The sequence below is a fragment of the Streptomyces sp. NBC_00207 genome (genome assembly GCF_045160965.1).
Taxonomy (GTDB): Bacteria; Actinomycetota; Actinomycetes; order Streptomycetales; family Streptomycetaceae; genus Streptomyces.
Genome location: NZ_CP130715.1, coordinates 8,569,621 through 8,591,364, shown reverse-complemented (window position 1 = coordinate 8,591,364; position 21,744 = coordinate 8,569,621). Strand labels below are relative to the sequence as shown.

Here is a 21,744-nt window from a genome sequence, read left to right as displayed (position 1 = left end):
TCACCACACCATCACTTGAGGGGGAACCCATGAGCACGACCTGGAGCCCTGGAGCCGAGGCGCCCACCACCGCGGCGGAGATCCTCGAAAGGGCGAAGGCGCTGGCCCCGCTGCTGCGGGAGCGGTCGCAGGAGATCGAGGAGGCGAAGCAGCTCCCCACGGACGTCGTGGACATGCTGCGCGACACCGGGGTCTTCCGGATGTGCTTCGGCCCCGAGTGGGGCGGGCCCGAACTGACGTCGATGCAGCAGGCCGAGGTCGTGGAGACCCTCGCCTACGGGGACGCCTCGGCCGGCTGGTGCGCGGCGATCGGCGCGATGACCGGAGCGATCAGCAACTTCCTGGACCCCGCCGTCGTCAAGGAGGTCTTCCCGAATCTGGACATGATCACCGCCGGGCTGATCGCGCCGGCCGGCCACGCCGAACGCGTTCCCGGGGGATTCCGGCTGACCGGCCGGTGGTCGTTCGGCAGCGGGATCACCCATGCCGACTGGGTGACCTCGGGCGCGTTCATCTACCAGGACGGCGAGCCGTGGGCGAGCCCGGACGGCAGCAACGCGCACGCCTCGCGCCAGTTCCTGGTACCGGCCGACCAGGTGGAGGTCGTCGGGAACTGGGACACCACGGGCTTGTGCGGCAGCGGGAGCAGCGACTACACGATCACCGACGTGTTCGTGCCCGAGGAGCACACCTACACCTTCTACAAGGTGCGGGGCCGGACCGACACCCCGATCGCCCAGCCGGACTCCTTCATGCGCAGCCTGTGCGCCGTGCCGCTCGGGGTGGCCCGGGCCGCCCTGGACCACGCCCGGGAGACCGCGCTGACCCGGGTGGACAAGATGACGGGCGCCACGTGGGCGGACACCTTCCGCGTCCAGGTCACCCTCGCCGAGTGCGAGGCGGAGTTCAACGCCACCCGCAGCGGGGTCTACAGCAGTTCGCAGCGGCACTGGGACGTGCTGGCCGGGGGCGGCACGCTGGACGACCTCACCGCGACCGAGCGGGCGGCGTCCTCGCTGGCCTGGGTGCACGCCTTCCGGACCTCGCGGGCGATCGTGAACCGGCTCTACGACCTGTTGCAGTCCTGGTCGATCAACCGGTCCTCGCCGATGGACCGCTGGATGCGCGACACCGCGACCATGTGCCAGCACGTCGCCGCCTCGGACCTGATCCTCGAGTCGGGCGGCGCCTACCTGCTGGGCCGGCCGCCGAAGTTCCGGATGAGCCTCGGCATCGTCAAGTAGAGCCGAATCGAAGGGCGTTCACATGACCATGACCCGGACCCCGGGAGCCGGGGTGCCCGCCGACGCGGCGGAGCTCCTCGCTCGTGCGAGGGAACTGGCACCGCTGCTGCGGGAGCGGTCGGCGGAGATCGAAGAGGCACGGCGGCTGCCGGCGGACGTGGTGGACATGCTGCGCGGCGCCGGGGTGTTCCGGATGGCCTTCGGCCGTGAGCTGGGCGGCCTGGCACTGACGACGATGGAGCAGACCGAGGTCGTCGAGACCCTGGCCCACGGGGACGCGTCCGCGGCCTGGTGCGCGGTGATGGGCGCGAGCAGCGGGATCTTCAGCGCCTTCCTCGACGAGAGGGTGGCCAAGGAGGTCTTCCCCACCCCCGACACGATCATGGCCGGGCTGCTGCAGCCCACGGGCCGTGCCGAGCGGGTGCCCGGTGGATTCCGGCTGTCCGGCCGGTGGTCGTTCGGCAGCGGGATCACCCATGCCGACTGGGTGACCTCGGGCGCGTTCGTCTACGAGGACGGCAAGCCGTACGCGAGCCCGGACGGCAGCAATCCGCACGAGTCGCGGCAGTTCCTGGTGCCCCGCGCGCAGGTGGACGTCATCGACAACTGGCACACCATGGGCATGCGCGGCACCGGCAGTTGCGACTACACCATGGCCGGGGTGTTCGTGCCGGAGGAGCTCACGTACAGCTTCGGCAAGGTGCGCGGCCGGCCCGGGCCGCTCGCGCAGCCGGACGCATTCACGCGCAGCATGTGCGGTGTGGCGCTGGGGGTGGCCCGGGCCGCCCTGGACCACGCCCGGGAGACCGCCAGGACCCGGGTCGACCGGATGACCGGTGTGGCGTGGAAGGACCACTTCCGGGCGCAGGTCACGCTCGCCGAGTGCGAGGCGGACTTCCTGGCCACCCGCAACGGGGTGTACGGGAGCCAGCGCCGCCAGTGGGAGGTGCTGGCCGCCGGGGGCACGCTGGACGACCTCACTCCGGAGGAGCGCGCCGCGTCCCCGATCGCCTGGGTGCACGCCTTCCGCACCTCGCGCTCGATCGTGAGCAGGCTCTGCGACCTGCTCCAGACCTGGTCGATCCACCAGTCGTCGCCGATGGACCGCTGGATGCGCGACACCACGACCATGTGCCAGCACGCCACCGCCCAGGACCGGATTCTCCAGTCGGCCGGCGCCTATCTGCTGGGCGGGAAGCCCGAGTTCGGGATCTGCCTCGGCATCGTCAAGTAACGCAATTCGCCTGCGTGGCAGGCCAGGGGGGAGAACATCCGATGGGCCGAGGCCTGGTGCTGCTGGTCAATCCGAACAAGGTGCACCCACCGATCGCACCGTATGCGCTGGACGTGCTCACCACGTCGCTGGAGGCCGCCGACTTCGAGGTGGAGGTGGTCGACCTCACCTTCCACCGGGAGGACTGGAAGACCTGCCTCTCCGAGTACTTCGGTGCGCGCAGCCCCGTCCTCGTCGGTGTCACCATCCGCAACACCGACACGGTGTACGCCTTCGAGCAGCGCCCTTTCGTCGGCGAGCACAAGGAGATCATCACCGAGATCAAGCGGCTGACGGACGCTCCGATCGTCGGCGGCGGCATCGGCTTCTCCTCCATGCCCTTCGCCCTGGTCGACTACTTCGGCATCGATTTCGGCGTCAAGGGACCGGGTGAGCAGATCATCTGCGATCTCGCCGACGCACTGGTCACCGGGCGCGGAACGGACACGGTCAGCGGTCTCCTCCGCAACACCCCGCAAGGAGTCACCCGGGTGCCGCCGCCGGCGCTCTCCCTGTCGAACCGCCGCACGGCGCAGCCGCGGCCCGCCGGCCAGTTCGAGGACCGGACCTGGCAGGTGGACCGCGCCGGGACGTACGTCCGCCGCTCCGGCGCCCCGCACAAGGTGGACAACCTGCTGTACTACCAGCGCGGCGGGCTGGCCGGCATCCTCACCAAGAACGGCTGCACCTACCGCTGTTCGCACTGCGTGGAGCCGGACGCGAAGGGCATCCGGACCGGACGGCGCGACGTCGCCGCCGTGGTGGACGAGATGCAGTCGCTGGCCGAGCAGGGGATCCTCGACCAGCACACCACCGACAGCGAGTTCAACCTCTCCATCTCCCACGCCAAGAACCTGCTGCGCGAGATCGTCCGGCGCAAGCACGCGGACCCCGCCAACCCCCTCAACGAGCTGCGGCTGTGGGTCTACTGCCAGCCCTCCCCCTTCGACGAGGAGTTCGCCGGGCTGCTGGCCGCGGCGGGCTGCCGCGGGGTGAACGTCGGCTCGGACCACGTGCGCAAGGACATGCTGAGCGGCTGGAAGATCACGGAGAAGGGCACCACCTACTACACCTTCGCCGACACGGAGCGCCTCGTCCGGCTCTGCCACGCCAACGGCATGCTGACCATGGTCGAGGCGCTGTTCGGAATGCCCGGCGAGACCCCGCAGACCATGCGCGAATGCGTAGAGGCGTTCATGGCGCTGGACGCCACCGTGACCGGGTTCTCGCTGGGTCTGCGGCTCTTCCCCCACACGCCGCTGGGCATGGCGATGGCCGAGGAGTGCGACGGGGTCCGGACGGTGCCGGGACTGCAGTCCAACACCGCGACCGGGCCGATCATCCTGAAGCCGTCGTCCAAGTGCTCCGGGCCGGTGGAGTACGAGCGGCAGTTCATGTTCGACGAGTCGGGCAACTTCCGTCTGGTCTGCTACTTTTCGCCGGACCTCGTGGAGGACACCGGTACGGTGGACGATCCCTCGGGGCGCTGGAGCCGGTCCGTGGATCTGCTGTGGGAACTCGTCGATCCCGCCGACCACCACCGGGTGATGCTGCCGACGCTGGCCGGCTCGAGTGAGCACGACAACAACTACGCGGACAATCCGTTCCTGACGAGTCTGAACGGCCTCGGATACACCGGCGCATTCTGGGCGCACTGGCGGGATCGGGAAGCGATCCTGCACCGCGCACAGGATGTCGGAGTGGTCGGATCCGTCGGCGCGTGACATTGCTCGATTTCGCTTGTCGATGCACATGCGAAGCGCACGAATTCAACGCGAATAGTGATGCCTCGACAGGTATAACTATCACATTCTCGGAATCCCTCCCCACCGTTGCGGTGGACTGACGTCTGGACCATTCTGGGTACCGGCCGGTCAGCGTGGACCGCCTTGCACGATCGAGTGGGGGGAAGGTACGAATGAACCAGAAAACAAACACCGCGAGATTACTCTGGCCACTTTCGTCACATGCTGATGCACGAAGAGAGAACACGCCGCTTCTGACCGAGGACGATCTCCCCGCCGTCCGAAGAGTCCGCACCACGGTCACCGTCGTTCTCGCCGACGCCCAGCCCGCGATCCGCCATGGAGTCCGTTCCGTACTCGAACGGTCGGGGGGCATATCGGTGGTCGGGGAGGCCGCCACGGCCGACGAGGTGATCGTGGAGACGTCCCGCTGCCGGCCCCGCGTCCTCGTGCTGGACCCGCTGATGGATGAATCGGCCGGCTTACGGGTGATACCCGAAATCTTACGATTATGGCCTGAAACCGGCATTCTCGTCTTCAGTGGCGCGGATGATGACAAAGCCATCACCTCCGCGCTCCAGGCCGGGGCCCGCGGCTATCTGTTCAAACGGGCCGACGCCGACCAGATCCTGCGCGGCATCCAGGCCGTCGCCGCCGGCGAGGCGATCATCGACAAATCGATCGCCGGCCGGCTCGGCGCCCTCATGTGCCCGACCAGCGGGCAGCAGTATTTCTATCCGTTCCCGCAGCTGACCAACCGGGAACGGGACGTGCTGGAACGCATCGCCGCGGGGAAGTCGAATTCCACGATCGCCCGTGAGCTCGTGCTCGCTTCGAAGACCGTCAGCAACCGGGTCTCCGTCATATTCGGCAAGCTCGGCGTCGCCGATCGCTCGCAGGCCATCGTACTGGCCCGGGACGCCGGTCTCGGGCACGGCTGATCCGCCGGCCCCGGAATCTCCCGTACCGCCAATTCCCTTTCGACAAGGGAATGATTCCCCTGTCGAAAGGGAGTCACCGGCTTCTACCCTGATCGACGTCGCGCACCGCCGGAATTGAAGGACGTCGATCGGAGGGGACGTTGACCGACCATCAGCAAGCCGACGTGACCATTCGCACCCGGGAGCCGGAAAACCTGGTCCGGGACCACGGACTCGACCTCAGGCTGCTCCATCCGTGGCCCGGACTGGACACCCCCTTTCGAGGCGCCTGGTGCGTCCTGCGCCCGGGCGACGTGACGGACACGCACGCGCACCACGAACGCGAGATCTTCATCGTCATGTCCGGCCGTGCCGAGGTGGTCTGCAAGGGCCGGCGGCACGCCCTGGCGGCCGGGGACATCGCCGTCATGCGAGCCGGGGTGGAGCACCACGTCGTCAACGAGCACGACGAGGACTTCTCCTACTACGCGATCTGGTGGGGCCCGGAGATGTCCGCCGAGTTCCTCGCCCTGCAGCCGGACCCGGCCACGTGATCGACTACGACGGACGGAAGTTCCGCAAGCCGACGGGCGACGTACGGACCGTCGCCGTCTACCACCAGCAGGGCGACCTCGTCTGGGGAGAGGTCATCGGCGGCGAGGTGCGCCGCGGGTGGACCGTCGGCACCTGCGAGCCGGACGGCACCCTCTCCATGGGGTACACCATCGTCTTCGCGAGCGGCGAGGTGGTCTGCGGGCGCACGGTCAACACACCCGAGGTGGCCGAGGACGGCCGCCTGCGGCTGCGTGAGGTCTGGGAACGCTACGGCCCGCACGCCGCCACCGGTGTCTCCTACATCGAGGAGGTCCAGTGAACACGAGCGCGGGCGCCGGCACGGGCGCGGGTGCGGTGCACAGCGCCTCCCAGGCCGACTGGCGGCGGCTGGAGAAGACCGTGGCGGGCCGCGTACTGCGCCCCGGCGACCACGGATTCCGTGCGTCGAGCGCCCCCTTCAACCAGCGCTACGCCGCGAACACGCCGAGCGGGGTCCTCTCCGCGGCGGACCCCGCGGACGTGCGCCGCGCCGTCGAGTGGGCGCGCGAGACGGGCATCGGCCTCGTCGCGCGCAGCGGCGGCCACAGCTACGCGGGCTACTCGGCGGGCGCCGGCCTGGTGGTCGATCTCAGCGCGCTGAACACCGTGTCCGCCGACGGTTCCACGGGGCTGGTCACGGCTGCGGGCGGGGCCCGGATGTCCGATGTCCGCGCCGCGATCCAGCCGCACGAGATGGCCTTCGCGCTGGGCAACGGAGCTTCGGTGGGCGTCGCCGGCCTCACCCTCGGCGGGGGCTCGTCGTCCACCTCCCGCAAGCTCGGGCTCACCGCGGACGCGCTCGTCCGGACCACGCTCCTGACCGCCGACGGGCGGATACTGACGTGCGACGCCCAGGAGAACCCCGAGCTGTACTGGGCCTGCCGCGGCGGTGGCGGCGGCAACTTCGGCATCAACCTGTCCTTCACCTTCCGGGCCGTCCCGGTGTCCGACGTGTCCACCTGCCTGCTGCTGTGGGACGGGCCGGACGCCCCCGAAGTCTTCCCGGTGATGCAGGAGATCGCGCGGAAGGCACCGGACGAGTTCTCGCTCAGGCTCGGCGTGAGCGCCGCCGGAGGACCGCAGACCACGGTGTCGGCCGTCGGTCTGCACCTCGGCCCCGCGAGCGAGCTGCGCGAGCTCCTCGCGCCGGCGCTCGCACTGACCCGCCCGGTCCGCACGGACATCGCCGACCGCACGTTCTGGGAGGCGCAGGACTATCTGCTGCACGAGACCTCCGCCGGGGCCTTCGCGGTACGGACGCACTTCGCCACCGAGCCGCTGCCCGCCGAGGCCGTCACCACCGTCCTCGCGTGGCTCGAACGCCGGCCTGGCAGTTCCAATCCCGACGGCTGCGGTCTGGCCCTCTACACGTGGGGCGGCGCGATCAACCGGGTGGGCCCGGCCGACACCGCGTTCGTCCACCGGGACGCGCTGTGCCTGGTCAGCATGGACACCTCCTGGTCCGGGCGGGACAGCGCGGCGACCGTGGAGGCCAACCTCCGCTGGCTGGCAGGGCTGCGGGAGACGGTGGCGCCGTACGTGACGCACGCGGCGTACCAGAACTTCATCGACCCGGACCTGCCGGACTGGCGCACGGCGTACTACGGCGCCAACTATCCGCGCCTCGTCGAGATCAAGAAGCGGGTGGACCCGGACGGCTTCTTCACGTTCGGGCAGGCCATCGGATCCTGAGAGGGGACCGGAACGACCGATCTGTCGAGACGATCGATTTCCACGCGCTTCTTGAGCGTCATTTCGCACGCACGCCAGAAGCGGTCGACAGGGCATCCCCCAGCTCTGGAGGCTCCAGGTCCGTTCCATGGTCCCGCCGTTCCTTCCTCCGCCTCTCCGGCAACGCCGCCCTGGTGACCGGAATCCCCTCGGCCTTCACCCTCTCGACGGCCGGCGCCGCTTGCACCACGGGCGACGAGTTCGACCGGCTCCGCGACAGGTGGCGCGAGATGCTGCCGGGCGGCGGATTGGACCCCGCGGCCGCGCCGTTCACCGGAAGGCTGGCCCTGCTGGGCAGCCAGGCCGCCGAACAGCGCGCGGCCATGGAGGCCGCCCTCCGCCGAGGACCCCGGGGGCGGCGCTGTCGGCCGTCGGCGTCATTGTGCTGCTTCGGTCAGCTGGACGAGGGTCGAGCCGGTGGTGGTCTTGCGGACGTGGAGTCGGTGGGTGATGCGCCGGCGGAGTTCGGGGACGTGGCTGATGACGCCGACCGTGCGGTCGTGCGCGCGCAGGGAGTCCAGGACGTCGAGCACCTTGTGGAGGGTGTCCTCGTCGAGGGTGCCGAAGCCTTCGTCGATGAAGAGGGTGTCGAGGACCCGGCCGCCCGATTCGGCGGTGACGACGTCGGCCAGACCGAGGGCGAGGGAGAGGGAGGCGAAGAAGGATTCGCCGCCGGAGAGGGTGTCGGTGTCGCGGTCCTTCCCCGTCCAGGCATCGGTGATCTTCAGGCCGAGGCCGGAGCGGGCTCCGTACGAGGCCCGGGCGTCGGAGTGGACGAGGGTGTAGCGGTGTTCCGACATGCGGGTGAGGCGGGTGTTGGCGGCGGCCACGACTTCTTCGAGGCGGGCGGCCAGGACGTAGGCCTCGAGTTGCATGCGGAGCTGGTTGCTGGGAGAGGTGCCGTTGACCAGGCCATGGAGGTGGTCGACGGTGCGGTAGGCGTGTTCGAGTGGTTCGAGGGTCTTGAGGTGGGTCGTGAGCCGTGCGAGGAGGCCGGCGAGGGCACGGGTGCGTTCGGCGGTGTGCGCGGCTTCGGCGGCGGCCCGGGTGTGACGGGTGGTGGCGGCGTCGAGTTGCGCGGTGGCTTCCTCGAGGTTGGCGGGCGGCAAGGCCGAGGCCGCGGCGAGGGCGGGCTCTTGAAGGCGTGCGGTGGCGACTGCGCGTTGTTCGCGCCACTGGTTGATCTCGTCTTCCAGGGTGCGGATCTCGTCGTCGGAGCGCAGCGCTTGCGCGGCGGCGTCGAGGGAGTCGAAGCCGGCCGAGCGTGCGGCCTGCTCCGCTCGCTCTGTCACCTGCCCGTGCTCCGCGGCCGTGCGGAAGGTGGCGCCGGCGTGTTCGGCCGCGGTGGTGAGGCGGTCGGCTGCCTGGGTGAGGTGCGTGATGCGCAGCGGGAGGGTGGGGGCGTCGGCGCGGGCGGTGGCGAGCTTCTGGTCGAGTTCCCGGACTCGGATGGCGAGAGCGTCGTAGCCGGCGTCGGCGGCGGCGAGCCTGGTGGCTGCGGTGGTGCGGGCGCTGGTGGTCCGATTGTGCTGCTGTTCCAGGGCGTGGAGTTCCTCGGTTGCCGGACCGGTGTCGGCCGCGGCCTCGAGGGCTGCTGCCAGACGGGTCCGGAGTGCGGTGTGCTCGCTGGTGAGGTCGGCCAGGGCGGCGTCTCCGCCCGCCTCGCCTCGGGCGGCGGCGGCCTGCTCGAGGAGCTGCTGCAGTGTGTCTTGGAGTGTCCGCTGGGTGTCCTGGGCTTGCGCGTGGCGGGTTTCGGCGGCTTTTTCGTCGGCGGCCGTGGGCTGGTCGGTGTGGGGGGCGGCCGGGTTCGGATGGACGGGGGAACCGCAGACCGCGCAGGGTTCGCCGTCGGTGAGTTGGAGGGCGAGTTCGCCGGCCATGCCGTCGGTGCGCCTGCGCCGGATGTCGATGTGTTCCCGGGCGGCCTCGTTCGCCGCGGTCTGTGCCGCGAGGAGTGCCTGCTCGGCCGTGCCGATCTGCTTGAGGTGGGCGTCTCGGCGTTTCGCCGCGTCCATGCGGGCGGCGAGCAGTGTCAGTGCGGTGGCATGTTCACGGCTGGTTTCCTCGGCGGCGCGGGCTGCTTCGAGGCGAGCGCGCAGTTCCGTACGGCGCTGGGGCTCATCGCTGAGCCAGGCGTCGGCGTCGTGCAGGTCCTGGGCGAATTCCTGGCGTTCGTCATCCAGTTTCTGCAGGTCTGTCTTGTACCCCTGCAGGGCCGCCTCATCGGGCAGGAGCGCGCGCAGTCCGCCGATCTCGGCGCGCAGCTGCTGTGCGGCGTGGGTGAGCTCGACAGCGTCGAGCGTCGCGTGCGCGGGGTTCAGGAGGGTGCGGGCGTGGCGTTCTTCTTCCTGCGCGCGGACGCTCTGAGCTGCGGCGGCGGCCGCGGCCTTCAGCAGCGGGGCGACCTTCTGCCCTTGCAGGGCGTCCTGTCGTTGCCGGTCGAGGTCGGCCTGCCGGTCCGTCTGTTCGTCCAGCGTCTCGAGCTGGTGGCGCGCTCGGCGGTGTGCCTCCTGGTGGGAGGCGAGGTCGCGTACGGCGCGTTCGCCGTCCCGGAAGGCGGCCAGTTCCTGTTCTGCGAGAACGGCGGCGGTTGCCGCGTCGCGCTCGTGAGCGGCCGCCTTGGCGTGCAGGGCGGTGGCCCAGGCGACGGCGGGGTCGGTGAGGGTGGCGGGATCGGAGGCGAGAGGGGCGCCCTGTTCGGGTGCGAGGTCGTCTCCGGCTTGCTGCTGTATGCGTTCGGTCAGCCGGATGACGGCCGTGCGGGCCTCGTCGCGCTGTGTGGAGAGGGCGTTCTTCCGCCCGGCCAGCCAGTTCTCGATGGATCCGAATCGGTGGGTGTGGAAGAGCTTGCCGAGCAGGTCCTTGCGGTCGGAGGCGCCTGCGCGCAGGAATTTGGTGAACTCGTTCTGCGGCAGGAGCACGACCTGGCAGAACTGCTGACGGCTCATGCCCAGCAGTTCCTTGATCTCGTCCGCGGCTTCCCTGTGGGACCTGCTCAGCGCTTCCCAGCGGCCTTGTCCGAGGGGGTCTGTGGTCCACTGGCTGAGGTGGGTCTCGGCCGCCTGCTGGGTGGTGCCCTCCTTTCGGACCTTCGGTTTCAGCTGGGCGGGGACACGTCGGATCCGCAGGCGTTTTCCGGCGAGGGTGACTTCGAGGGTCACCTCGGTCAGCAGGTGTGCGGGCGCGTGGTCGCTGCGCAGCTGGAGCTTGCGGTCGGTTGGCGGCTCTCCGTAGAGGGCGACGCAGATCGCTGCGAAGACGGTGGTCTTCCCGGCGCCGGTGTCGCCGTGGAGGAGGAACAGTCCGTCACGGGTCAGGGCGTCGAAATCGACGGTGTGGGTGCCGGCGAAGGGGCCGAATGCCTGCAGGTGCAGGGTGTGCAGGCGCATGTCAGACGGCTTCCTTCTCCTGGGCGTTGGTGCGGGAGCTGTCGATCGCTTCCTGCAGGAGGGCGCGTTCCTCGTCGGTGGGCTCGGCGCCTCGCACGACGGTGATGAAGTCGTGGGTGATGTCGAGGTCGCCGCGGCCGCGCAGTCGCTCGCTGTAGGTGGGGGTGGTGGTGGCCTGGGCGGGAAGGACGGCGGGGATGTGTTCGAGCTGCAGGGTGTGGGGGAAGCGCTGTTTGAGGCGCGCCATCGGTTCGTAGGGGCGGGCGGTGTCGGTGAGCGTGACGTGCAGCCAGGACTCGGTCAGGCTCTCGTGGGCCGGGTCGGTCAGCAGGTCTTGCAGTCGGCCCGTCAGACGTGCCAGCGGAAGCCGCAGCTGCGGGGGCAGGTCCGTGCGGGTGACGGTGGGCGCGGCACCGGCGGGCAGGTCGACCAGTGTCAGCGACTTGGTGTGGCCGGTTTCGGAGAAGGAGTAGGCCAGCGGGGAGCCGCTGTAGTGGACCGTGTCGGTGACCCGTTGGGGGCGGTGGAGGTGCCCGAGGGCGGCGTAGTCGATGCCGGCGAAGACGGAGGCCCCGGCGTGGGCGACGCCGCCGACGCTGATGTTCCGTTCGCTGTCGGTTTCGCCGGCGGGAGTTCCGGCGGCGGTGATGAAGGCGTGGGCGAGAACGACGGAGCGGGTGCCTTCGGGGCGGGTGGCGAGGTCGGCGCGGACGCGGTCCAGGGCGGCGGTGAGTACGGCCTGGTGGGAGGCTGCCTCGGCGTCCAGGTGGGTGCGCACGAGGGTGGGCTCGAGGTAGGGGACGGCGTAGACGGCGACATGGCCGTCGGCGTCCTCGAGCAGGATGGGCGTGGCGATGTCGGCGGGATCGGTCCGCAGATGGACCCTGGCCCGTGCCAGCAGGCCGGCGCCGACGCCGAGGCGGTGGGCGGAGTCGTGGTTCCCGCTGATCATGATGGTGGGTATGTCCAGGTCCGCCAGCTGGTGCAGGGCCTGGCTGAACAGGCGCACCGCGTCCAGGCCGGGAATGGCCCGGTCGTAGACGTCACCCGCGACCAGCAGGGCGTCCACCTGCTCGGTCCGGACGGTGTCGCAGATGTGGTCGAGGACTTTGCGCTGGGCGTCGATCAGGTCTTCTCCGTGGAACCGGCGGCCCAGGTGCCAGTCCGAAGTGTGCAGGAACCTCATGAGCACAGACCGTAACCGCGGCCATAGGGGTCATGGACGGTTTTCCCGAGAGACGGAACCGCGTACGCGGGTATGGCAGCGATTGAGGGAAGGTTTCTCCCCCTGGGCTGCGGTTGCGCACAGGGGAAAGCGAGGTCGGGCGATTGTCAGTGGCAGGAGGGAAGATGAGCAGTGGGGGAAGGGAGAAGGACATGTCCTCACCGCATTCTGCTCAACCCGTATGCGTTCCGGCGCCCGGCGGCTGCCGATGGTGCGGCATCGAGGCACGCGGACATGCCCGGCAGTGGGTTCCGGAGGCAGGCTGGCACGTCTGGACCGAACCCACGGCCGAGCAGCGCAAAGAACGCATGCGGGAGCGCCGCAAGGGCCGGCGGGCAGATCAGTGAGCCAGTCTCTGCAGCTGTTCGAAGGCGTCCCGTAGCTGCTGCGGCACGTCTTGTGCATGCTGGAGCGTGGTGGTGAGCTTGTAGACCATGTCGGGTTTGCCGCTGGGGCTCCGATGCTCCGCCTGTTCCTTGAGCATGTTCAGGACTTTGCCGCTGAATTTCCCGCCGTTGCGGTGGACGGCGAAGTCATCAGGGCTCCAGTTCTGCCGAGCGGAGCGGGGCCAGTGCCGGTTCGCCGCCGCGGCCCACTGCCCGTCGGTGAAGAGCTCTTCCAGCTCCCTGTATCCCTGGGCTTCGCCGATGTACGAAACCTGCGTTTCGAGGTCCAGGCCGGCGCGGCGCAGCCTCTCGTCCTTGAGGAGTTTGTTGTCGCGACTGTCTGCGTCGATCATGAGCATGACGGTTCGCTGGTGCTTGACGAGGTAGCGGGCGAGATGCAGGGCACCCTCGTTGTTCTCGCAGGCCCACAAGGCGATGCCTGCCGCCTGCAGCGACAGTCCCTGGGAGAGGCGGAACAGCAGGGGGATGCTCTGCTGCTCGGTCTCTCCCTCCACGGCGAGGAAGCATCGTTCGTGGAGGAGCACGGAGTTGCGCAGCCCCAGTGCTGCGGCGATCTGGCCGAGGTGGAAGTCGATGCCGTCGTGGGAGTCGTCCACGAGGCGTTCCACGGTGGTGCGGCCGCTGCCGTTGAGCTTGAGGTGAACGACGTCGGCGATGTCCACTCCGTCGATCAGGTTCATGGAGTGGGTGGCCACGATGACGCTGACGTGGGGCAGGGCGCACTGCTTGCGGATGATGTCCATGACGGTGCGCTGGTGGCTGTAGTCGAGGTGTGTGTCGGGTTCGTCGTAGACGACGATCGTCTGGGTCGGCTCCTCGTCGGCGGGGGCGTCCGCGGCGCTGAGTTCGGCTTCTTCCAGCAGGCTGCTGGTCCACTCCCAGACGGCGAGCGCGATGCGCCGCTTGCTGCCCTGGCCCGAGCGGGTGAGGTCGACGGGCTCCCCGTCGGCCCGGGACACTTCCAAAGGCGCTCTCTTGAAGCCGCCCTTGAAGGAGACTTCCGGCCTGACCTGGACGCCGACGAATTCGGTGCAGTGTCGGCGGATGTGCTGGCACAGGGAGTCGGCTTCCTTCTCCAGCCTGTGGGTGATCTCCGATTCGATCTGGCGCACCTGCCCCTGGAGGGTCTCGTCCTCGAGGTGGGTCTCGTAGCAGCTGTTCAGGGCAGTGCGGACGGCATCGTCCGGGCTCTCGTCCTTGCCGCCGAAGCGGAGCAGGCGGGGCAGGCGGGCTTCGAGCTGCTTGGGCAGCGGCAGCCATTCCTCGACCTGGGGCGCGGTCCGTGCGTAGGCGGTGAGAGCAGCCAGGAGATCGTCCTTGAGTGAACCGGCCGGAAAGAGCCTGAATTCCGCAACGAGCTCGGCGAGCGGTCCCTTCAGGAGGCGGTCCAGGCCACGCAGCCGGCTGTCCGCGGGGTGCCGGCCGAAGTATTCCCAGCAGGTTGCCTCCCCGGCCCGGGAAACGCGCCGGATCCTGACCCGATCGGGGAGTTCTGCAGTGGCCCGCTCGGCGGCGTCGAGCGTGAAGGCACCTTCGACCCAGGTCTCCTCGCACCGGCGGCCGACGACACCCTCGCCCTGGATGTAGGTCCGGTCCTCATCTGTGAGGCGGTGAGCGCCGAGGAGGAAGGACAGTGCAGTGAGAACGGCGCTCTTCCCTCCGTCATTGCGTCCCGCGAGGATGGTCGGACGACTGACGGGGATGTCGGCGACCTGCGCCAGCGAGCGAAATCCGAGCGTGGAGAAGCTGTCGAGACGCACCGTCGAACCGCTCCGAATCTCCCAGTGCCGTCACAGGGCACAGTTGTGGCACAGGAGTCCTGCGCTGCACGGGAGGACTCATGCGCCAGCCCGCAGACCGTCATCCTAGAGTCTGACGATCAATTCCCCTTCCTCTTTCAGCCAGTTCACCCTCATCTGGTGACGGCACCGCGCCGTCTCCGGCGCGTGCTCCGGTGGTTCGGCGGGCACCTTTCGCCGCAGGCGACCGGCGCATCCTTGAGGTATGGGTGGCGGTCGGCGTCGCGGTGCCAGGGGCCGCCGCCCGTGATGTAGATCCGCTCGACGCCTTCGGATGCGGCATAGAAGACGGCGGTGAGGACCTCTCCCACCGTTACGTTGCCCAGGGCGAGTTGGGGGCGCACACGGCTCAGCGGCCGGCTGCTGAGCAGTCGGCTGCTTCTCCGGGGCGGGCAGGGATCCTGGACGTCAGTGCGGGGGCAAGGGCGCCCGGTGGCTGCCGGGTTGCTGCGGTCGGCGGCCGAGGGGCAGGAGGTACTGGAGGGGCTGGTCCGGGTCGTGGAGTCCGAGGAGTTCGTGGGCCAGGTCGTCGTGGAAGCCGCCCAGCGGGGTCCCGCCCAGGCCCAGAGCCGATGCCGTGAGCAGCAAGGTCTGGGCCAGGTGGCCCGTCTCCAGCAGGGCCAGGCGCAGCGCGCGCAGTCCGTAGCGGCGGCGCAGCAGGCCGAGGTCGGCGTAGAGGCCGAGGAGTACCGGCGCCCGCGCGACGCCGATCCAGTCCGGGTCGGCCGACGGGCGCGAGAGGTAGGTCGACAGGGCGGTGATGTCCTCCAGCGGCGCCACCGGGCCGATGCGGCGCAGGGTCCGGCGTTCGGGGACGCAGTCGTAGGTGCCGGCCGGGAGCCCGGCCACGTCGAGGACGAGGAGGCGGACGCGTGCCGTGTAGAGGGCGCCCGCGCTGGGGTAGGGGCGGTGGGCCAGGGTACGGGTCCTGCCGTCGGCGAGGCGCTGCTCGCTGCGGCCGCTCTCGGCGAGGGAGTGCCACAGCAGGGCGCCGAGCGTACCGGCGTCCAGCGGGCCGGTGAGGGCACCGCGGAGCGAGGAGCGGGCGGCGAGGACGGCGGCCAGGGACACCTCGGGCAACGGATCGGCGGGGAGCGGGACTTCGGCTGCCGGGGCCGGCTCGACGTCCTCGGCCGCTGCGGACGCCGGGGCCGCGCCCGGCAGCGGGCGCAGTGCCGAGTCCTCGCCGCGGCCGATCTGGAACTTGCTGCGCTCCAGGTACTGCAGGTCGGGTGCGGTGTGGCCCGGCGGGAAGAACCCGGCGGGTCCGTCCGCCTCCAGCAGGGTGCGCGCGGCCAGCCGGCAGACGGCCCGTTCCTCGTCGGGGGTCACGCCCAGCCGGTTGAACAGCATGTGCAGCTGCGAGCCCCAGACCCCGGCCCGGCTCCGCTCCCCCAGGCCGTCGAGCAGCGCATCGGCCTCACTCACCCGTTCGGCCCAGCGCGCCAGCCAGGGCTTCGCGGTGCCCGCCCGGAGGCGGTCGCGCAGGTCCGCGGCGCGCCCGCTGAGGGCGGTGCGCTGCGCTGCGTGGACGGTGTTGACCCGGGTGTGGACGGCGGCACCGGGCAGCAGCGGCACCTCGCTGACCCAGCGCCAGCCCGCCGCGTGCGCGCGCAGCCAGCGGGCGGCGGCGAGCCGGTCCATGCCGAGCGCGTACGCCGTGGTGTGCGCCAGGTCCGCGGCCGCGGTGAGCCGGGAGGCGGCCGTGCTCGTGGTGGGCAGGGCCCGCAGGACGTCGAGGGCGGTGCGTGTGGAGGCGCCGAAGACCGCTTCGGCGACGGGCAGCGCCTGCGGTCCGCCGTAACGCCGGGTTTCGGGTACGTAGGGCACGGCGCGGATCTCACCGTGCCGGGAGGGCCAGGGGCCGGGCACGGCGGGCGTCTGCAGCGCCTCCCGCGCGAGCAGGTCCGGTAGTTCGCGGAGCTTCGGGGCGAGCTCGGGGAAGTCCGCGGCGGTCGCGGGGAGGTTCGCGGCGGTCGCGGGCCCGGCGGCACGGACACGGATCCGTACGTGGGGGCCGTCCTCCCCGTAGCGGATGAAGAACCAGTCGGCGGCTTCGCCGGCGGCCACGAGGCCGTCGAGGAGCGGGGCCACGTCACGGACCAGGAAGCGGTCGGTGTCCTCGGTGGTGGAATGCAGGAAGAGGTGGTGGCTCTGCCAGGTGCCGGCGGCGGTGCCCGTGCCGGTGTCGATGTCGGTGTCGATGTCGGTCGTCGTCACGTCGTCCGGTCCTCGTCGTCTCGTCGTCGCATGTCGGTCAGGGCGGGGCGGGCCAGTCAGGGGAAGGGGTGCGGGTGCAGGGGCAGTTCCTCGTGGCGCCCGGGCCGGGCGATCCGGCCCAGGCGGTGGGGCACCTGCAGCAGCCGGGGCAGGCCGAGGGTGCGCCGGTTGACATGCCCGAAGGTCATCGGCAGCGCGCCGGGGACGACGGCCTTCACGCAGTGCAGGCCGAACCGCTCGCGCAGCCCCGGCTCGGTCTGGTCGACGGTGATCACCTCCAGTCCGGCCCGGGCCAGCCGGTCGACGGTCTGCGTCAGGAGGGCGGAGAGGTCCGGTACCGGCGCGGGGGCACCGGGCCAGGCCTCGGCGACCGGCACGACCGGGGTGTCGGCGAAGAGGAACTCCAGGCGGGGGGCGGCCTCGGGCAGGGTGCTCAGCCCTACGTGGTCGTCCAGGCTGAGCACGAGTTCCGGGCGTTCCAGCATGGGCCGCAGCCGCTCGGGATCGCGCGGCCCTCCCTCGGCGAAGGAGCGGTGCGGTGCCTCCAGTACGTTGGTGACGACCTCGGCGACGGCGGAGCGGATCGCGGCGAGCGGATCGCGGTGGGCGCCGGCCGCCAGGAACATCCGGGGCGCGTCCGGGTGGCCGCCCTCGTAGCGACAGACCGCCAGGACGGCCGGGATGCCGAAGTCGTTGGTCGCGTCCAGGAGGCGGAGCCCGTAGCCCGCGGCCGCCGCCCGGTCCGCGAGCAGCAGGGTGTCGCGGTCGTCGGCCGGCAGGTGGACGCGGCGCAGCGGAGTGGCCGCGTACCAGGCCATGAGGAAGGCGTCGCGCTCCGCGACCTCGAACAGGCCGTACAGGGCGGCCTCTTCGGGGCTGTTGCCGAGCCCGCAGCCGTTGGAGGACTCGTACACGACGCGCGTCCGGTCCGGACCGGGCACGTCCCAGTACGCGACGTGTTCGGGGACCGCGGTCGGCCTGCGGTGGGTGAGGGACCAGCCGCGCACCCAGTGGAGCGGGAGGTCCGGGGTGTAGGGGACGGTGGGCGAGCCGGGGTGGCCGTGGTGGGCGGGGTCGGGCAGGCCGAGCCGCCCGGGATCCAGTGCCCGGTCGGGCCCCAGCTCGGCGAAGGAGGCCAGCAGGTCGGTGCGGCGGCCGGTCGGGCGCATGCCGGCGTACCGTTCGACGGCCTCGAAGAGGGCGATGCGCTCGCTGTCGGCGAAGGTGCGGGCCCGGCCGTATCCGCCGTCGTCGACGGAGCGGCCGTCCGTGACGACCGCGCTGGTGAGGCTGAAGGCCGAGTCCTCGGAGCGGCGCAGCAGCCGCACCGGCCCGAACCGCTCGTCGTACAGGGCGGCCCGCAGCGCGGCGCCGGTCGTGCGCGGGTTGGGGCCGCGCAGGACGGCCGGGTCGGGCATCGGGCGCGGCCCCGAGGGCAACGGGCGGACCGGGGCCTGCGCGTCGGACGGCAGCGGGCGGCACACGGCGCAGCCGCCGACGGGGCGGACGCGGTGGGTGGACCAGGTGCCGCGGCCCTGGTGGACGACGTGGACGACGGCCGAGTCCGGGCTCGGGGCCGAATCCGGATCCGAGTGCGGGTCAAGGCCCAGGTCCAGGTCCAGGTCCGCGTCCGGGTGGTCGAGGAGCTCTTGTACGAGGGCCTCGACGGCCGGGGTCAGGGCCGGTGAGGGCACTCCGGCCAGGGTCAGTTTCGGGCTCTGCCAGGGGACCCGGCCGCCCGCGGTCGCCAGTCGCTGGTACTCGGTGCAGACGAGGCAGGCCGCGCCGCCCGGCCGGAGCACCGGCCCGACCACCGCCAGCGCCCCGTCGTAGCGCACCGGGACCAGGGCCACGGGGTGGCGCAGGGCGTGGCGGCTCAGTTCCTCGGCGAGGCCGAGCGTCCACCGGGTCAGCAGGACCGCGGCCCTGCCGGTGGTGGCCGCCAGGGCGGCGTCGGCGTCCAGCACGGGGACGGGAACGGGACCGGGACCTGGAACGGCAGCGGCGGCAGCGGCGGCAGCGGCAAGGAGTGCGGCAACGGGAGCGGGGGCGACGGCGGGGCCGGTCATCGGGCCTCCTCGGTGGTGCGCAGCACGGTGAAGCCGAAGGAGCGCAGCAGGCCGGCGGGTTCGGGGTCCGGTGCGAGGTCGGGTGCGGGGTCCGGCGTGCAGCGAGTGGCGGGCGTGACCGCGGGGTGGGCTCCGGACAGCTGGTGCAGGGTGTTCTGGAAGGCTTCCTCGCGCCCGGCCAGATCGGCGAGCCAGCCCGCCGTCCAGCCCAGGTCCTCCCAGGCCGCGGTGCGCACACCGGCCGCCGCCAGGGGGGCGACCGCGCCGCCGGAGGGCCGGGGCCGGCCGGCGGACGCCCCGTACGCGGCGGTGCAGACGGCGGTGACGGCGGCCAGCGCGGCGAAGGACGCGGCGTCGCCGGGCGTCGCCTCGACCGCCTCCCCGAGCACCGGGCCCGGCCCGCGCCCCGACGCCTGCCCCGGCCCCGGCCCCGGCAAGGTGCGGCGGACCACGGCCCGGTACGCCTCCGCACGGGGCGCCGCACGGTGCACCTCCAGTTGCGCGGCGCTGCCGAGCCGGACTGTCAGAGTCGTCCACCAGTGGCGGAACTGCGGGTGGCCGGACCATCGGGCCGGGTCCACCGCGGTGCGCTCGTCCGTGACGGCGGCGGCGAGGCGGCGTGCTGCCGCGTGGCGCAGGGCGCGGCCGCGGGCGTGCCCCGGGTCGGCCCCGACGGTGAACGCGGCTTCTCCGAGCAGCAGTTCGGCGGCCCGGCAGAACAGTTCCAGCCGGGCCAGGTCGAGGCGGGGCGCGCCGCCGGTCAGCGTACGGGGCGTCCCGGTGTTCCCGGTGGCGGGGCCGGGCAGCGTGCAGGTGGCGAGGGGCACCGGGAGTTGGGCCAGCTCCCCCGGCAGCGGTCCGGGCAGGGATCCGCAGCGGTGCTCCCCAAGGGCGACGATCCGCCGCAGCGCCTCACCGAGCCCGGCCGGGGGCCCGAGGCGGACGCGGCGGTCCGTGTCGATCCGCTCGGGTCCGAGCCAGCTGTGGTGGTCGGCGCGCGCGGGGCGGGCGTCGGCGAGGAGGACGGCGGGGATCCCGGGGAGCAGCCGCGGGTCGTCTCCCTCGGCTGCCGGGTCGGGCAGTCCGGCGGCCGCGCACATCAGCCGGTGCGCGGCGGCGCCGGCCAGCAGCGCGGCGAACGCGCGCGGGACCTCATGGGATTGCGGTGCGGCACCGCCCCCGGCGCCCCCCTCTCCGTCGGCGAGCCGGGCCTCCAGGGCCGCCGCGTCGGCCCGTGCCTGGGCGGGGCTGCCGGGGGCGGTCACGTATCCGGTGGCGCCGCCCCGTCCGGCCGCGACCGTCCGGTCCCGGCCTGCGCCGCGTACGGTCAGCAGGACCCGGTCCCCCGGCAGACCCGGGTCGGGGGTGCGGGTGACGGGCAGGCCGCCGGCCTCCAACGCCCGTACGGCGGCGGCGGCGAACGGGTTGGCTGGGTCGCGGGCCAGGACCTCGGCCCGGGCGGTGGCGAGGGCGGCGGCCGCGTCGGCGGGGCGCCCGGCCACGGCGTCGATCCACTGCGCAACGGCGGGGTCCACGGCGCCGGTGGGGTCCACCGCGCCGGTGGGGTCCGGCTTCCCGGCGGCGGGGTCCGGGTTCCCGGCGGCGGGGTCCGGGTTCCCGGCGGCGGCGGGCGGTCCGGGGGCGAGGAGGTCGTGCTCGGCGAGTTGGCCGACGAGGGTGTCGACGGCGGTGCGGACGGCCGAGCCCGGCTCCAGGCCCTCCCGGAACTCCGCGAGGCGGCCGGCGCGCAGGGGTTCCTCCAGCAGGCCCCACACCACCGGAACGGCGGTGCTGCCTTCCAGCGTGACGCTGCCACGCCTCCCCCGCAGGTGCAGACCGGCGCGCAGCGGGGTGACGGCGGTGCCGGGGCGCAGCCGGTCGCCCCCGCTCGCGCCGCGGCCCCTCCCGGTGTTCGCGTTGGTGTTCCCGCCGGTCACGTCCGTGCCTCCACCGCGTCGATGACGGCGCCGATCTCGGTGCGCCAGTCGCAGCCGGTCAGGGCGGGCACGGCGCGGACGACCAGGTGCGCGGCGAGGTAGCGCTCCAACGGGCGGACGTCGCAGACGGTCAGCAGCCGGTACAGGGCGTTGGTGCAGGCCCGGTGGACGAGGTAGTCGGGGCGGCTCCACATCGCGCCCTCCGGGTCGGCGCGGCGCAACAGTCGGTGGAACTCGCTGTAGCGGGTGCGGATGTCCTGGTTCCAGCGCTCGTGCGCGGCGGCGTCCCCGGTGGCTGCTGCCCGGACCCGGTAGGCGAGGGGATCTCCGTGCAGGTCGGCGCCGTCGTCGTAGCGCTCCTGCGCGAGCCGCCAGGCGCCCTGCGAAAAGCCGGCCCAGGCCTGTTCCCAGTCCTCAGCGCCCCCCTCGGCGATGCGGCCGACGAGGGCGGTCACGGTGTCCCCGGCGCGCTCCCCGTGCCGCTCGAAGGTGGCGCGCAGTCTTCCGTCCGGGTCGTCGTGGAGCAGGAAGTCCTCCAGGTGGGAGACGTAGGACCAGTGCCCGCCCGTCAGGCCGCCGGGGTGGGCGCAGGCGTGCGCGGCGAGGGCGGTCACCGCGAGGCGGAGCCGGGCCCGGTCGGTGTCCCCGTGCCGGCCGAGGAAGCCGGCGCCGGCCCGCAGGGCGTCCAGACCGGACCGCAGCAGGTCCTCCCGCAGGGCGGTCCCGTCCGCTCCGAGGAGACCGCGTACGGAGGACCGGTCGACGGGCTCGATCCGGACCGTGTTGTCGGGGAGGACCGGCCCGTAGGGCGGGGCGACGAGTTCGGCCCGCCCGGCCTCGGCGGCCCGTTCCAGGAGTTGGGCCTCGGTGAGGTCGCTCTGCGAGGGGTGCGCGTGCAGCCAGGCGCGGACCCGCCCGGCCATGGCCTCGGCGGTCACCGCCACCCGGGCGGGATCGGTGCCCTGCAGGCGCAGTCGCAGGTGCGGGCCGTGCAGCCAGTGCCGCTCCACGTGGGCAGCGGTCCCGTGCGCGGCGGCGGCAGCGGCGAGCGGCAGCATCACCTCGCGCAGCAGCGGGGCCTTGACCGGGTGGTGGTAGTACGCGACGACGTCCAGCGCGCTGCTGTCGCGCGGGTCGCCTCCTGCGGGGGCTTCGGGGGCGTGGGACGGCATGTCCGGCAGGCTCCTCTCC

The 21,744-nt window shown here is 72.0% G+C and carries 14 protein-coding genes; 7 read left to right on the top strand and 7 right to left on the bottom strand.

The window, feature by feature from the left end; genetic code table 11:
* The first annotated feature begins 29 nt into the window (after positions 1-29).
* From OG472_RS39635 to OG472_RS39605, 7 genes are all read left to right on the top strand, one after another.
* The gene (locus OG472_RS39635) at positions 30-1,244 is read left to right on the top strand and encodes an acyl-CoA dehydrogenase family protein (protein ID WP_405834010.1); all 1,215 of its coding nucleotides are present in this window, start codon (positions 30-32) and stop codon (positions 1,242-1,244) included.
* Between the two features lie 22 nt (positions 1,245-1,266).
* Complete coding sequence (locus tag OG472_RS39630) at positions 1,267-2,478, top strand: acyl-CoA dehydrogenase family protein (RefSeq protein ID WP_405942829.1); 1,212 nt, start codon at positions 1,267-1,269, stop codon at positions 2,476-2,478.
* Positions 2,479-2,519: 41 nt separating this feature from the next.
* A complete protein-coding gene (gene tsrT, locus OG472_RS39625) occupies positions 2,520-4,241 on the top strand; it encodes a tryptophan 2-C-methyltransferase (protein WP_405942828.1) in 1,722 nt (573 codons plus the stop codon).
* Positions 4,242-4,435: 194 nt separating this feature from the next.
* A complete protein-coding gene (locus OG472_RS39620; protein WP_405834006.1) occupies positions 4,436-5,203 on the top strand; it encodes a response regulator in 768 nt (255 codons plus the stop codon).
* Positions 5,204-5,367: 164 nt separating this feature from the next.
* Complete coding sequence (locus OG472_RS39615; protein ID WP_401610639.1) at positions 5,368-5,736, top strand: cupin domain-containing protein; 369 nt, start codon at positions 5,368-5,370, stop codon at positions 5,734-5,736.
* A complete protein-coding gene (locus tag OG472_RS39610; RefSeq protein ID WP_401610638.1) occupies positions 5,733-6,056 on the top strand; it encodes a hypothetical protein in 324 nt (107 codons plus the stop codon). Before OG472_RS39615 ends, OG472_RS39610 begins: the two co-directional genes overlap by 4 nt.
* On the top strand, positions 6,053-7,468 hold the full coding sequence (locus OG472_RS39605; RefSeq protein WP_405942827.1) for an FAD-binding oxidoreductase: 1,416 nt from the start codon (positions 6,053-6,055) through the stop codon (positions 7,466-7,468). The genes OG472_RS39610 and OG472_RS39605 overlap by 4 nt, the downstream gene beginning before the upstream one ends.
* 416 nt (positions 7,469-7,884) lie before the next feature.
* On the opposite strand, the gene OG472_RS39600 is transcribed toward OG472_RS39605, so the two are convergent.
* The 7 genes from OG472_RS39600 to OG472_RS39570 all read right to left on the bottom strand — a co-directional run bounded on the left by OG472_RS39600 (position 7,885) and on the right by OG472_RS39570 (position 21,725).
* Positions 7,885-10,896, bottom strand: coding sequence for an AAA family ATPase (locus OG472_RS39600; protein ID WP_405942826.1), 3,012 nt, complete (start codon positions 10,894-10,896; stop codon positions 7,885-7,887).
* A 1-nt stretch (position 10,897) separates the two neighbouring features.
* Complete coding sequence (locus OG472_RS39595) at positions 10,898-12,082, bottom strand: exonuclease SbcCD subunit D (protein ID WP_401610635.1); 1,185 nt, start codon at positions 12,080-12,082, stop codon at positions 10,898-10,900.
* A gap of 379 nt (positions 12,083-12,461) precedes the next feature.
* Positions 12,462-14,288, bottom strand: coding sequence for an ATP-dependent nuclease (locus OG472_RS39590; RefSeq protein WP_405942825.1), 1,827 nt, complete (start codon positions 14,286-14,288; stop codon positions 12,462-12,464).
* A 447-nt stretch (positions 14,289-14,735) separates the two neighbouring features.
* Positions 14,736-16,547, bottom strand: coding sequence for a thiopeptide-type bacteriocin biosynthesis protein (locus OG472_RS39585; RefSeq protein ID WP_405942824.1), 1,812 nt, complete (start codon positions 16,545-16,547; stop codon positions 14,736-14,738).
* A gap of 56 nt (positions 16,548-16,603) precedes the next feature.
* Entirely contained in the window at positions 16,604-18,616 is a 2,013-nt protein-coding gene (locus OG472_RS39580) for a TOMM precursor leader peptide-binding protein (protein WP_405942823.1), read from the bottom strand.
* Positions 18,613-20,553, bottom strand: coding sequence for a hypothetical protein (locus OG472_RS39575; RefSeq protein ID WP_405942822.1), 1,941 nt, complete (start codon positions 20,551-20,553; stop codon positions 18,613-18,615). Before OG472_RS39575 ends, OG472_RS39580 begins: the two co-directional genes overlap by 4 nt.
* Positions 20,550-21,725 carry a lantibiotic dehydratase C-terminal domain-containing protein gene (locus tag OG472_RS39570; protein ID WP_405833994.1) on the bottom strand — a complete coding sequence of 392 codons (1,176 nt, stop codon included), beginning with the start codon at positions 21,723-21,725 and terminating at the stop codon, positions 20,550-20,552. The genes OG472_RS39575 and OG472_RS39570 overlap by 4 nt, the downstream gene beginning before the upstream one ends.
* Positions 21,726-21,744: the final 19 nt, after the last annotated feature.

Bases quoted from the DNA above. Each gene is read 5' to 3' on its own strand.
- OG472_RS39635 (WP_405834010.1), top strand. From the start codon at position 30: ATGAGCACGACCTGGAGCCCTGGAGCCGAGGCGCCCACCACCGCGGCG.
- OG472_RS39630 (WP_405942829.1), top strand. From the start codon at position 1,267: ATGACCATGACCCGGACCCCGGGAGCCGGGGTGCCCGCCGACGCGGCG.
- tsrT (WP_405942828.1), top strand. From the start codon at position 2,520: ATGGGCCGAGGCCTGGTGCTGCTGGTCAATCCGAACAAGGTGCACCCA.
- OG472_RS39620 (WP_405834006.1), top strand. From the start codon at position 4,436: ATGAACCAGAAAACAAACACCGCGAGATTACTCTGGCCACTTTCGTCA.
- OG472_RS39600 (WP_405942826.1), bottom strand. From the start codon at position 10,896: ATGCGCCTGCACACCCTGCACCTGCAGGCATTCGGCCCCTTCGCCGGC.
- OG472_RS39595 (WP_401610635.1), bottom strand. From the start codon at position 12,082: ATGAGGTTCCTGCACACTTCGGACTGGCACCTGGGCCGCCGGTTCCAC.
- OG472_RS39580 (WP_405942823.1), bottom strand. From the start codon at position 18,616: ATGACCGGCCCCGCCGTCGCCCCCGCTCCCGTTGCCGCACTCCTTGCC.
- OG472_RS39570 (WP_405833994.1), bottom strand. From the start codon at position 21,725: ATGCCGTCCCACGCCCCCGAAGCCCCCGCAGGAGGCGACCCGCGCGAC.